Genomic DNA, 12,714 nt, shown 5'->3' with positions numbered 1-12,714 from the left:
GTTTTCTCCCTCTCCCCGTGGGAGAGGGCCGGGGTGAGGGCACCAGGCCGCACAGACCGCTTTTTGTCGGGTGGCTTTTGCCACCTTTTTTAACTCTCTTTCACCTGTCCGCGCGTCACCGGCACCGGTAACCAGGCGCGAATGCTCAGCCCACCCCGTTCGCTGGTGCCGATCTCCAGCAATCCGTTATGGTTATCGATAATACGCTGCACAATCGCCAGGCCTAAGCCCGTACCACTGGTGCTGCGCGCACTGTCGCCACGCACAAACGGCTGGAACAGATGCTTACGCTGCTCGGGCTTAATACCCGGACCGTCATCTTCCACCTGGAACCAGGCGCGGTTGAGTTCAGACCCGCTGCTGACTTTAATCCAGCCGTTGCCGTAGCGCGCCGCGTTGACCACCATGTTCGCCACCGCACGCTTAATGGAGAGCGGGTGCATACGGACCTGAATTTCACCGGCCTGAAGGGCAGTATCAATTTCACGTTCATAACCACTTTCCGCGGCCACCACTTCACCCAGCACCGCGTTCAGATCCGCCATCTCCATCGGCATCTCCTGCCCGGTACGGAGATAGTCGATAAACTGCTCGATGATGGCGTTACACTCTTCGATGTCCTTGTTGATGGACTCGGCGAGATAACCATCTTCTTCGCCCATCATCTCCGTTGCCAGACGGATACGCGTCAACGGCGTGCGCAGGTCATGACTGACGCCCGCCATCAGCAGCGTACGGTCATCCGCCAGCTGCTTCACGCCTGCGGCCATGTGGTTAAAGGCCCGCGTCACAGAACGCACTTCCGAGGCGCCATACTCGCGCAGCGGGGGAGGAATAATGCCTTTACCGACCTGCAGCGCAGCGTGCTCCAGGTCGACCAGCGGTCGGTTCTGTATACGGATAAACAGCCAGGCCCCGCCTATCGCCAGCAGCATAATGGCGAGCGTATAGCGGAACAGCGGCGAGAAGTCGCCCTGATGGATTTCCGTCAGCGGAACGCGCACCCAGATGTTGGGTGACAGCCAGGTTTTCAGCCAGACGACAGGCGAGCTTTTGTTGACCTCAACGCGGACTTCCGTTGGCCCCCCCAGCTGCTGCGCCATCTGCTGGCTAAGAAATTCGTAGTGCTGCGCCCAGCGCAAACCCGCGTCTTCTGCCGCCTCATTCGAGTAGAGCGAAATGCCCAGCTCACGGTAGATTTCACGGCGAAACGCCGGGGGAACGACCAGTTGCGTGCCGTCCTCCAGTTGCAGTTTATCGGTCATCAGCATACGGACTTCGTACGCCAGGACCTTATTAAACTGCTGGAGGCTCGGCAAAATCGCAAAGTTCAAAACCACCAGGTAGGTCGTCACCAGGCTGACAAACAGCAAGGTGACGATCAGTAACAGGGTGCGGGCAAATGAGCTTCGCGGCGAGAAGCGCATTCGCCTCATGCTTTAGAGCCGTCCGGAACGAACACGTAGCCCAGACCCCATACGGTCTGAATATAACGAGGATGCGCCGGATCTTCTTCCACCATGCGGCGCAGACGGGAGATCTGCACGTCGATGGAGCGTTCCATTGCCGAGTATTCGCGACCACGCGCCAGGTTCATCAGCTTGTCACGGGAAAGCGGCTCACGCGGGTGGCTGACCAGTGCTTTCAGCACCGCAAACTCACCGCTGGTGAGCGGCATTGGCTCATCTTCACGGAACATCTCACGCGTACCGAGGTTCAGCTTGAACTTGCCGAAGGCAATCACCGCTTCTTCCTGCGACGGTGCGCCAGGCAGCTCGTTCGCCTGACGACGCAGCACGGCACGAATACGTGCCAGCAGTTCACGCGGGTTAAACGGTTTTGGAATGTAGTCATCCGCGCCGATTTCGAGGCCCACGATACGGTCAACTTCTTCACCCTTCGCGGTCACCATGATGATCGGCATCGGGTTACTCTGGCTACGCAGACGACGGCAGATAGAGAGCCCGTCCTCGCCCGGCAGCATCAGGTCGAGAACCATCAGATGGAAAGATTCACGGGTTAGCAGACGATCCATCTGCTCAGCGTTCGCGACGCTACGAACCTGGAAGCCCTGCTCGGTCAGATAACGCTCCAGCAGCGCACGCAGGCGCATGTCGTCATCCACGACCAGAATTTTGTAGTTCTCTTGCATTGTGTGTACTCCCAAAGGTTCGGATAGTCTTTGTGACAGCGTATTCTAAAAAAGTGCACGTATTCGACCAGCGAAATCTGGTATAAATTCTAGTCGAAATTGTTACAAAGCATATTTAACAGCAGCTTATCTGCTCATTTCATCACATAAATCATTATTAATCCTGTCTGTTACACTGTGTGGTACGTATTGTGCGCCAGACAGAAAACAGGCAGCAAAGGCTTTACCATGAAAACGCCCCTGATCACCCGCGAAGGGTACGAAAAACTCAAAAAAGAGATGGATTACCTGTGGCGTGAAGAGCGCCCTGAAGTAACCAAAAAGGTGACCTGGGCGGCAAGCCTGGGCGATCGCAGCGAAAATGCTGACTACCAGTACAACAAAAAGCGACTGCGTGAGATTGACCGTCGGGTACGCTACCTGACCAAGTGCCTTGAGAACCTGAAAATTGTCGATTACTCCCCGCAGCAGGAGGGCAAAGTGTTCTTCGGCGCGTGGGTGGAGATTGAAAACGACGACGGTGACACCCTGCGTTTTCGCATTGTCGGCTACGATGAAATTTTTGGTCGTAAGGATTACATCTCCATCGACTCCCCGATGGCCCGCGCGCTGCTGAAAAAGGAAGTGGGTGATTTGGCCGTCGTTCAGACTCCCGCCGGTGAAGCCAGCTGGTACGTCAATGAGATCGTCTACGTAAAATAGTCCGAGAGCGCCCTCCCCGGCTGGCATTTTGCCGTGTCAGCCCGTATAACTATCCCCTGATTTTTCGACTCAACAGATGATAAAGCCATGATGAAAGATTCGCTCTGCCGCATTATTGCGGGTGAACTTCAGGCCAGAGCCGAACAGGTAGAAGCTGCCGTTCGCCTGCTTGATGAAGGGAACACCGTGCCGTTTATTGCACGTTATCGTAAGGAAGTCACCGGCGGTCTGGATGACACGCAGCTGCGTAACCTGGAAACCCGTCTGGGATACCTGCGTGAGCTGGAAGACCGTCGTCAGGCGATCCTCAAATCCATTGGCGAACAGGGCAAGCTGACCAGCGAACTGGAAAGCGCCATTAACGGCACCCTGAGCAAAACCGAACTCGAAGATCTCTATCTGCCTTACAAACCGAAGCGCCGCACGCGCGGGCAGATCGCGATTGAAGCAGGCCTTGAGCCGCTGGCCGACCTGCTGTGGAATGAGCCGTCCCTCCATCCGGAAACTGAGGCGGTGAAATTCATCGATGCCGACAAAGGCGTCGCGGACACCAAGGCCGCCCTCGACGGTGCGCGTTACATTCTGATGGAACGCTTTGCCGAAGACGCAGCCCTGCTGGCTAAAGTGCGTGATTACCTGTGGAAGAATGCGCACATCGTCTCTACCGTCGTGGCGGGGAAAGAGGACGAAGGCGCGAAATTCCGCGACTACTTTGATCACCACGAACCGATTTCTACCACCCCTTCACACCGTGCGCTGGCAATGTTCCGCGGCCGCAACGAAGGTGTGCTGCAGCTCTCTCTGAACGCTGATCCGCAGTTTGACGAGCCGCCGAAAGAGAGCCACTGCGAGCAGATCATCATTGACCATCTCGGCCTGCGCCTGAACAACGCTCCGGCAGACAGCTGGCGCAAAGGCGTGGTGAGCTGGACCTGGCGCATCAAGGTGCTGATGCACCTCGAAACCGAGCTGATGGGCACCGTGCGCGAGCGCGCCGAAGATGAAGCGATCAACGTTTTCGCCCGTAACCTGCACGACCTGCTGATGGCGGCGCCTGCTGGCCTGCGCGCGACCATGGGTCTCGATCCGGGCCTGCGTACCGGTGTGAAAGTGGCGGTGGTTGACGGCACCGGCAAGCTGGTCGCCACTGACACCATCTATCCGCACACCGGACAGGCAGCGAAAGCGGCTGTCGTGGTTGCCGCTCTGTGTGAAAAATACAACGTCGAGCTGGTCGCCATCGGTAACGGTACGGCGTCCCGCGAGACTGAACGTTTCTTCCTCGACGTGCAGAAGCAGTTCCCGAAAGTCACGGCGCAGAAGGTGATCGTCAGCGAAGCGGGCGCATCAGTCTATTCCGCCTCCGAGCTGGCGGCGCAGGAATTCCCGGACCTGGACGTTTCATTGCGCGGCGCGGTCTCTATCGCCCGTCGTTTGCAGGATCCGCTGGCGGAGCTGGTGAAAATTGATCCGAAATCCATCGGCGTGGGCCAGTACCAGCACGATGTGAGCCAGACTCAGCTGGCACGCAAGCTGGATGCGGTCGTAGAAGACTGCGTAAACGCCGTCGGTGTTGACCTGAATACCGCCTCCGTGCCGCTGCTGACCCGCGTGGCGGGCTTAACCCGCATGATGGCGCAGAACATCGTCGCCTGGCGTGATGAGAACGGCCAGTTCCAGAACCGTCAGCAGCTGCTGAAGGTGAGCCGTCTGGGGCCGAAAGCGTTTGAGCAGTGCGCGGGCTTCCTGCGCATCAACCACGGCGATAACCCGCTGGATGCCTCCACCGTTCACCCGGAAGCCTACCCGGTGGTAGAACGTATTCTGGCCGCCACCCAGCAGGCGCTGAAGGACCTGATGGGCGATAGCAGTGCCCTGCGCAACCTCAAAGCGGTGGATTTCACCGACGACAAATTTGGTGTGCCTACCGTCACCGATATCATCAAAGAGCTGGAAAAACCGGGCCGCGATCCGCGTCCTGAGTTCAAAACGGCGACCTTTGCTGACGGCATCGAGACCATGAACGATCTGCTGCCCGGCATGGTGCTGGAAGGCGCGGTAACTAACGTCACCAACTTCGGCGCGTTTGTGGATATCGGCGTGCATCAGGATGGCCTGGTTCACATCTCTTCTCTCGCCGACAAGTTCGTTGAAGACCCGCACACCGTGGTCAAAGCGGGTGACATCGTGAAGGTGAAAGTACTGGAAGTGGACCTGCAGCGCAAACGTATCGCCCTGACCATGCGTCTGGACGAGCAGCCAGGCGACACCAACGCGCGTCGTGGCGGAAACGGTGGCGCTCGTGACTCTCAGCGCCCGGCCGCGAAAGCGGCAAAACCGCGCGGGCGTGATGCTCAGCCAGCGGGCAATAGTGCGATGATGGATGCGCTGGCGGCCGCGATGGGCAAGAAGCGCTAAGTGATAAACGCCCGGTGGCGCTACGCTTACCGGGCCTACGGTTTTGTAGGCCGGGTAAACGTAGTGCCGCCCGGCAAGCAGGCCGCAAAGAATTAAAACAAATAGAGTGCATCCATATTTAAACCACTAATTATCACTTCATTAACAAATAACACTCTTCTCTTTATCTCCGCATTTCAGCAAATATTGAGCAAGGTCAAACAGGCCGTAAATTAATACACCAAACAACATTCCGTCACAGTTTTATTATTGCTGATAAAAACTATTCTCATTATCATCCCATAGTAGATAATTTAACCTTTCGTGGAAGCAGGCGTTATGCAATTCACTCCAGACAGTGCGTGGAAGATTACCGGTTTTACCCGCGAAATTAGCCCGGCCTATCGGCAAAAGCTGCTCTCGCTGGGCATGCTGCCCGGCTCGTCATTCCAGGTGGTGCGCGTGGCGCCGTTAGGCGATCCGGTTCACATTGAAACCCGACGCGTGAATCTGGTCCTGCGTAAAAAAGACCTCGCATTAATAGAAGTCGAAGCCTTATCCCGATAACGAGCCAGCGGTTTCAGTGAGTCTAAAAAAATGAAAAAGTTAACTATTGGCTTAATTGGCAATCCTAATTCCGGCAAGACCACGCTATTTAACCAGCTCACGGGCGCGCGCCAGCGCGTCGGTAACTGGGCAGGCGTAACCGTTGAACGTAAAGAAGGCCAGTTCACGACAACGGATCATCAGGTCACTCTGGTTGACCTTCCTGGCACCTATTCCTTGACCACCATTTCGTCGCAGACCTCGCTCGATGAGCAAATTGCCTGCCACTACATTCTGAGCGGCGACGCGGATCTGCTGATCAACGTGGTCGACGCCTCCAACCTCGAGCGCAACCTCTACCTGACGCTGCAACTGCTGGAGCTGGGTATTCCCTGCATCGTGGCGCTCAACATGCTCGACATTGCAGAGAAACAAAAGCTGCGCATCGACGTCGATGCCCTCTCCGCGCGCCTGGGTTGCCCGGTAGTGCCGCTGGTCTCAACGCGCGCTCGCGGGATTGATGCCCTGAAGCTGGCGATTGACCGTCACACGGGAAATCACGACGTTGAGCTGGTGCATTACGCCCGCCCGCTGCTGCGCGAAGCGGATCTGCTGGCGCAGGAGATGGACAAAAGCATGCCTGCAAAACAGCGCCAGTGGCTCGGCCTGCAGATGCTGGAAGGCGATATCTATAGCCGCGCCTATGCCGGACATGCGGCAGATAAACTGGACGCGACGGTGGCCCGTCTCAGCGACGAGCTGGACGACCCGGCGCTGCACATCGCCGATGCACGATACCAGGCCATCGCCTCGATTTGCGACGTGGTCAGTAATGCCCTGACGGCGGAACCCAGCCGCTTTACGGCGGCGGTGGATAAGATTGTACTCAACCGCTTCCTCGGTTTGCCGATCTTCCTGCTGGTGATGTACGTGATGTTCCTGCTCGCCATCAACATCGGCGGCGCACTCCAGCCGATTTTTGACGCCGGTTCCGTCGCGATCTTTGTACACGGGATTCAGTGGGTGGGTTACACCCTGCACTTCCCGGAGTGGCTGACCATTTTCCTCGCTCAGGGGCTCGGCGGGGGCATTAACACCGTTCTGCCGCTGGTACCGCAGATCGGCATGATGTATCTGTTCCTCTCGTTCCTGGAAGATTCAGGTTATATGGCGCGCGCCGCGTTCGTCATGGACCGCCTGATGCAGGCCTTGGGTCTGCCCGGCAAATCCTTCGTACCGCTGATTGTCGGCTTCGGCTGTAACGTGCCGTCGGTCATGGGTGCCCGTACCCTGGATGCTCCGCGTGAACGCCTGATGACCATTATGATGGCGCCGTTTATGTCCTGCGGTGCGCGTCTGGCCATCTTCGCCGTCTTTGCGGCCGCCTTCTTTGGTCAGCAGGGCGCGCTGGCTGTCTTCTCGCTGTATGTTCTGGGCATCGTGATGGCGATCCTGACCGGTTTAATGCTCAAGCACACGATTATGCGCGGTGAAGCCTCACCGTTTGTCATGGAGCTGCCGGTCTATCACGTTCCACACCTGAAAAGCCTGGTGATCCAGACCTGGCAACGCCTGAAAGGGTTTGTGCTGCGCGCCGGTAAGGTGATTGTCATCGTCAGCATTTTCCTGAGCGCGCTGAACAGCTTCACCCTCAGCGGTCAGGCAGCAGATAACATCAACGATTCTGCCCTCGCCTCCGTCAGCCGCATCATCACGCCGGTCTTCAAACCGATTGGCGTGCATGAGGATAACTGGCAGGCGACCGTGGGCCTGTTCACCGGTGCGATGGCGAAAGAGGTGGTTGTCGGCACCCTGAACACGCTCTACACCGCGGAGAACATCCAGGAACAGGAATTTAATCCGGCAGCGTTTCACCTTGGTGATGAACTGCTGGGTGCCGTCGAGGAGACCTGGCAGAGCCTGAAAGATACCTTCAGCCTGAGCGTGCTGGCGAACCCGATTGAGGCAAGCAAAGGCGACGGTGAAATGGCGACGGGTGCCATGGGCGTGATGGGCGAGAAATTTGGTAGCGCATCTGCGGCCTACAGCTATCTCATCTTTGTTCTGCTCTATATTCCGTGCATCTCCGTCATGGGAGCGATTGCGCGTGAATCCAGTCGCGGCTGGATGGGCTTCTCCATTCTGTGGGGGCTAAATATCGCTTACTCGCTGGCGACGCTGTTTTATCAGACCGTTAATTTCAGTCAGCACCCACGCTACAGCCTGGTTTGTATCCTCGCGGTTGTCCTGTTTAACGTGATTGTTCTTGGCCTGCTGCGCCGGGCACGCAGCCGCGTCGATATTGACCTGCTGGCAAATCGTAAAACCGCCGCGACCTGCTGCAACAGCCCGGCGGGCGACTGTCACTAAGGAGCACACCATGGCGTCATTGATTCAGGTGCGTGACATGCTGGCTCTGCAGGGCCGGATGGAGGCGAAACAGCTGAGCCTCAGCCTGCATACGCCCCAGCCGATGATCGATGCCATGCTGGAACGCCTTGAAGCCATGGGTAAAGCCGTGCGGATCCAGGAGGAGGCAGAGGGTTGCCTCTCTGGCAGTTGTAAAAGTTGTCCGGAAGGAAAGGCTTGCCTGCGGGAGTGGTGGGCACTGCGCTAATACTGCACTCATAAAGCCGGGCATCGCTGCCCGGCTTTATCATATTACTTATAGACGTCCGCGGTGGCGCGTACGTTTTTGGTCTGTTTTTCTGCACTGGTGACGACGTAGTACGTCCCGCCCATCTCATCCGCTTTCTTCGACAGCTCTTTTCTCGCATCCATCGGCGCGGTGGTGTCAGACGTAGAAATCTCACCGATTTTCGTCAGATTCATGCCGGCAACTTTATCTTTTTCCAGCTCTTTTGCCGCAAAGACGCCAAATGACAGTGACCCAATAACCAGAGAAGTGACAATACCTGTAACAAGTTTCATAGCCTGACTCTCCATAGGATTGTTGTTTTGATCATCGTAGGCATAACAACCGCAACGACATCTGGAGTATGGTTGCGGTGTGTAACTTTTTCCAGGCTGGATAGAAAATAATCAGTCTAAACGTTGACTTAACGCAATGAGCGCTGAACAAAATTCCGTCGGATGAGAGATAAACGGGGCATGCGCGGCTTTGGCAATGACCTGCGATTCGCTGTCCGGCCAGAGGGAGTCCAGCAAGGGCACCACTTTGCGCGGCACCAGCCCGTCAAGATAACCATAGATACGCAGATGCGGCATCGTCAGCGCGGCCAGCGGCTCACGCAGATCGACCGTTTTCAGAATTTCAAGGCCGCCGTTGAGCACCTCAACGTCCGGCATCGGCAAAGAGAGCACCACCTGCTTCAGCGCTCTGGCATCCTGTCGCGCGGTTTCGGTGCCCATCGTCTGTAGCGCGAGGAACCGCTCTACGGTCCGCTGGAAATCGTCACTCAGCTGCTGCTGGAAACCCGCCAGCACGTCAGGCTTTATTCCGGGCCACGTCTCCTGCGCGCTAAAACAGGGCGATGAGGCCACCGTCACCAGCGCGTTTACGCGCTCGGGCCAGGAAAGCGCAATCTGGCTTGCCACCAGCCCACCCAGGCTCCAGCCCAGCCAGATGGCATGTTGTGGCGCCGCGTTCAGCACCTCCTGCGCCATCTCTTCGAGCGTCATCGCACCATAACCGTGGCTACGGCCATACCCCGGTAGATCAACCAGATGTAACGTAAATTGCGAGGCTAGTTCCTCGTTTATGCAATGCCATACTTCTGCATTCAGGCCCCATCCGTGCAGCAGCACAAGATGGCAATTTCCTGTCCCAACGGTCTGCCACCACAGCGTCTTCATCAGTTACTGTTCTCTTTTTTCACATGGAGGTTGAATATGCTAACAGTGCCCGGCTTGTGCTGGCTATGCAAAATGCCGCTTGCCCTTAGCGCCTGGGGCGTCTGTTCCGTCTGCACGCGTTCGCTGGAAAGGCGTATCACCACCTGCCCACAATGTGGTTTACCCGCCACGAACCGCTATTTACCCTGTGGCCGCTGCCTGAAAAAACCCCCGCCGTGGAGCGCGCTGGTGGCGGTGGATGATTACGTTCGACCGCTGAGCAGGCTGATTCACGCCCTGAAGTTTTCCGGCCAGAGCTCGCTGGCACTGCCCCTTGCCCGCCTGCTATTGCTGGCGGTTTTACAGGCACGGCGAACCCGCGCCCTGCCGAAAATTGATATGGTGGTCAATGTTCCCCTGTATCGCCGTCGCCACTGGCGGCGAGGTTACAATCAGAGCGACCTGCTCTGCCGCCCGCTCGCCCGCTGGCTCGGCTGTCGATACACTGCCAGCGCACTCACCCGCGTACATGCCACCGCCGTTCAGCATCAGCTCAACGCCCGGCTGCGCAAAAGAAACCTCAAAAATGCCTTTCGCCTTGAATTGGCGGTTAACGGCCTCCATATCGCGATTGTGGATGATGTCGTCACCACAGGCAGTACCGTTGCTGAACTTTCCCGACTGCTTTTGCAAAGCGGCGCCGCGTCGGTTCAGGTATGGTGTCTGTGCCGTACCTTGTAGCCCTTCTTCAATGGGCGTATGATTATACCCAGGTAATTTAGTCAACTATTAGGCCAAAGCTATGATCCGTATTTCCGATTCTGCACAAGCGCACTTTGCCAAACTGCTGGCAAATCAGGAAGAAGGGACGCAGATCCGCGTGTTTGTGATTAACCCGGGCACGCCGAATGCAGAATGCGGTGTCTCTTATTGTCCGCCAGACGCTGTGGAAGCAACTGACACTGCCCTTAAGTTTGAACAGCTCACCGCTTATGTTGATGAGCTGAGCGCGCCGTATCTTGAAGATGCGGAGATCGACTTCGTCACCGACCAACTGGGCTCTCAGCTGACCCTGAAAGCGCCGAACGCCAAAATGCGTAAAGTCTCAGACGATGCCCCGCTGATGGAGCGCGTTGAATATCTGCTGCAATCCCAGATCAACCCCCAGCTGGCGGGTCATGGTGGTCGCGTTTCCCTGATGGAAATCACGGAAGACGGCCTGGCGATCCTGCAGTTCGGCGGCGGCTGTAACGGTTGCTCTATGGTCGATGTGACGCTGAAAGAAGGGATCGAGAAGCAGCTGCTGAACGAGTTCCCGGAACTGAAAGGCGTACGTGACCTGACCGAGCACCAGCGCGGCGAGCATTCTTACTACTAAGCCGTCTGCCTTTGCCCGGTGGCGCTGCGCTTACCGGGCCTACAAAACTGTTACTGTATCCCAATCGCAGGCCGGGTAAGGCTAAGCCGCCACCCGGCTTTTGTTTTCCCGCCGCGCCTCCTCTATATGTTGACCTGCGTCTCATAATTCACATTTTGCCTGCCTGGGTGATTCTCAACCACGCCATGTTACCCGTATCATTCTCGTGGGCACTAAGCACACTCATAACAGCCGACTAAACTTAATGGTTTGCAAGGCATCAGTATTAGTGCCGTTACTTCTCTGTTCCCAGTTGGGACAATCGGAATGTGTCGTTGAAACAATGACGTTACCCATAACAATTCAAAGGCCAGGTAAATCATGCCATTAGTCATCGTTGCTATCGGTGTTGTGTTATTACTGCTCTTGATGATCCGTTTCAAAATGAATGGATTTATCGCTCTGGTTCTGGTGGCACTTGCAGTCGGTCTGATGCAGGGTATGCCGCTGGTTAAAGTTATCAGCTCCATTAAAGCCGGTGTCGGCGGCACGCTCGGCAGCCTGGCGCTGATCATGGGCTTCGGTGCCATGCTCGGCAAAATGCTGGCAGACTGTGGCGGCGCGCAGCGTATTGCCACCACGCTTATCGACAAATTTGGTAAGAAGAACATTCAGTGGGCGGTGGTGTTGACCGGTTTTACCGTCGGTTTCGCGCTGTTCTATGAAGTGGGCTTCGTGCTGATGCTGCCACTGGTGTTCACCATCGCAGCGGCGGCTAACATTCCGCTGCTGTTTGTGGGTGTGCCAATGGCTGCGGCGCTGTCCGTGACCCACGGCTTCCTGCCACCTCACCCGGGCCCAACGGCAATCGCCACCATCTTCCACGCCGATATGGGTAAAACCCTGCTGTTCGGTACGATTCTGGCAATCCCGACCGTGATTCTGGCAGGCCCGGTATATGCCCGCTTCCTGAAAGGTATCGATAAGCCAATTCCGGAAGGTCTGTACAGCGCGAAAACCTTCACCGAAGAAGAGATGCCTGGCTTTGGCGTCAGCGTCTGGACCTCACTGGTACCGGTGATCCTGATGGCGATGCGCGCCGTGGCAGAGATGATCCTGCCGAAAGGTCATGCGTTCCTGGGCGTGGCAGAATTCCTGGGCGATCCGGTCATGGCTACGCTGATTGCCGTCCTGATCGCGATGTTCACCTTCGGTCTGAACCGGGGTCGTTCAATGGATCAGATCAACGACACATTGACCTCTTCCATCAAAATTATTGCCATGATGCTCCTGATCATCGGCGGTGGCGGTGCGTTCAAGCAGGTGCTGGTTGACAGCGGCGTGGACAAATACATCGCTGCGATGATGCATGAAACCAACGTGTCGCCGCTCCTGATGGCCTGGTCTATTGCCGCGGTTCTGCGTATTGCGCTGGGTTCTGCAACCGTTGCTGCGATTACTGCAGGCGGTATCGTTGCGCCGCTGATTGCCACCACGGGCGTCAGTCCTGAGCTGATGGTTATCGCGGTCGGTTCCGGTAGCGTGATTTTCTCTCACGTGAACGACCCGGGCTTCTGGCTGTTTAAGGAGTACTTCAACCTGACAATCGGTGAAACCATCAAGTCCTGGTCCGCGCTGGAAACCATTATTTCGGTGTGTGGCCTGGTTGGGGTGCTGCTGTTGAATATGGTGGTTTGATGTCATAAGTCGGGTGGCGGCTTCGCCTTACCCGACCTACTGGCTCCATGTAGGCCCGGTAAGCGTA

General features: G+C 56.7%; 12 protein-coding genes. 8 read left to right on the top strand and 4 right to left on the bottom strand.

Annotation, left to right across the window (positions count from 1 at the left end; all coding sequences use genetic code 11):
- Window positions 1-89: 89 nt before the first annotated feature.
- Complete coding sequence (envZ, locus tag L977_RS07350) at window positions 90-1,436, bottom strand: two-component system sensor histidine kinase EnvZ (RefSeq protein ID WP_014885538.1); 1,347 nt, start codon at window positions 1,434-1,436, stop codon at window positions 90-92.
- A complete protein-coding gene (ompR, locus tag L977_RS07345; RefSeq protein WP_001157751.1) occupies window positions 1,433-2,152 on the bottom strand; it encodes an osmolarity response regulator transcription factor OmpR in 720 nt (239 codons plus the stop codon). Before ompR ends, envZ begins: the two co-directional genes overlap by 4 nt.
- Before the next feature lie 228 nt (window positions 2,153-2,380).
- Here ompR and greB point away from each other — a divergent pair, with 228 nt between their 5' ends.
- The 5 genes from greB to feoC all read left to right on the top strand — a co-directional run bounded on the left by greB (window position 2,381) and on the right by feoC (window position 8,414).
- Complete coding sequence (gene greB / locus L977_RS07340) at window positions 2,381-2,854, top strand: transcription elongation factor GreB (RefSeq protein WP_014885539.1); 474 nt, start codon at window positions 2,381-2,383, stop codon at window positions 2,852-2,854.
- Between the two features lie 87 nt (window positions 2,855-2,941).
- Complete coding sequence (locus L977_RS07335) at window positions 2,942-5,272, top strand: Tex family protein (protein WP_047625502.1); 2,331 nt, start codon at window positions 2,942-2,944, stop codon at window positions 5,270-5,272.
- 318 nt (window positions 5,273-5,590) lie between these two features.
- Window positions 5,591-5,818, top strand: coding sequence for a ferrous iron transporter A (gene feoA, locus L977_RS07330; protein ID WP_008503050.1), 228 nt, complete (start codon window positions 5,591-5,593; stop codon window positions 5,816-5,818).
- A gap of 30 nt (window positions 5,819-5,848) precedes the next feature.
- Window positions 5,849-8,167 (top strand): Fe(2+) transporter permease subunit FeoB, encoded by a 2,319-nt coding sequence (gene feoB / locus L977_RS07325; protein ID WP_014885541.1) that lies wholly within the window; start codon window positions 5,849-5,851, stop codon window positions 8,165-8,167.
- A 10-nt stretch (window positions 8,168-8,177) separates the two neighbouring features.
- The gene (gene feoC, locus L977_RS07320; protein ID WP_014885542.1) at window positions 8,178-8,414 is read left to right on the top strand and encodes a [Fe-S]-dependent transcriptional repressor FeoC; all 237 of its coding nucleotides are present in this window, start codon (window positions 8,178-8,180) and stop codon (window positions 8,412-8,414) included.
- Between the two features lie 44 nt (window positions 8,415-8,458).
- Here feoC and L977_RS07315 read toward each other — a convergent pair whose 3' ends face one another.
- Together L977_RS07315 and bioH are read right to left on the bottom strand one after the other, a co-directional pair.
- On the bottom strand, window positions 8,459-8,728 hold the full coding sequence (locus tag L977_RS07315; RefSeq protein WP_014885543.1) for a YdgH/BhsA/McbA-like domain containing protein: 270 nt from the start codon (window positions 8,726-8,728) through the stop codon (window positions 8,459-8,461).
- Between the two features lie 111 nt (window positions 8,729-8,839).
- Complete coding sequence (bioH, locus tag L977_RS07310; protein ID WP_023331493.1) at window positions 8,840-9,613, bottom strand: pimeloyl-ACP methyl ester esterase BioH; 774 nt, start codon at window positions 9,611-9,613, stop codon at window positions 8,840-8,842.
- A gap of 36 nt (window positions 9,614-9,649) precedes the next feature.
- On the opposite strand from bioH, the gene gntX reads away from it, so the two are divergent.
- The 3 genes from gntX (at window position 9,650) to gntT (ending at window position 12,647) form a co-directional block, all read left to right on the top strand.
- Window positions 9,650-10,333, top strand: a complete 684-nt coding sequence (gntX, locus tag L977_RS07305) for a DNA utilization protein GntX (protein ID WP_047625501.1) — start codon at window positions 9,650-9,652, stop codon at window positions 10,331-10,333.
- Between the two features lie 61 nt (window positions 10,334-10,394).
- Complete coding sequence (nfuA, locus tag L977_RS07300; protein ID WP_003861601.1) at window positions 10,395-10,970, top strand: Fe-S biogenesis protein NfuA; 576 nt, start codon at window positions 10,395-10,397, stop codon at window positions 10,968-10,970.
- A 360-nt stretch (window positions 10,971-11,330) separates the two neighbouring features.
- Complete coding sequence (gene gntT / locus L977_RS07295) at window positions 11,331-12,647, top strand: gluconate transporter (RefSeq protein WP_014885546.1); 1,317 nt, start codon at window positions 11,331-11,333, stop codon at window positions 12,645-12,647.
- Window positions 12,648-12,714 lie beyond the last annotated feature (67 nt).

Origin of the sequence: Enterobacter sp. ZOR0014 (assembly GCF_000798855.1) — a bacterium.
GTDB classification, from domain to species: Bacteria; Pseudomonadota; Gammaproteobacteria; order Enterobacterales; family Enterobacteriaceae; genus Enterobacter; species Enterobacter kobei.
The sequence above is the reverse complement of the archived record's forward strand: the minus strand, read 5'-3'. Positions and strand labels throughout refer to the sequence as shown.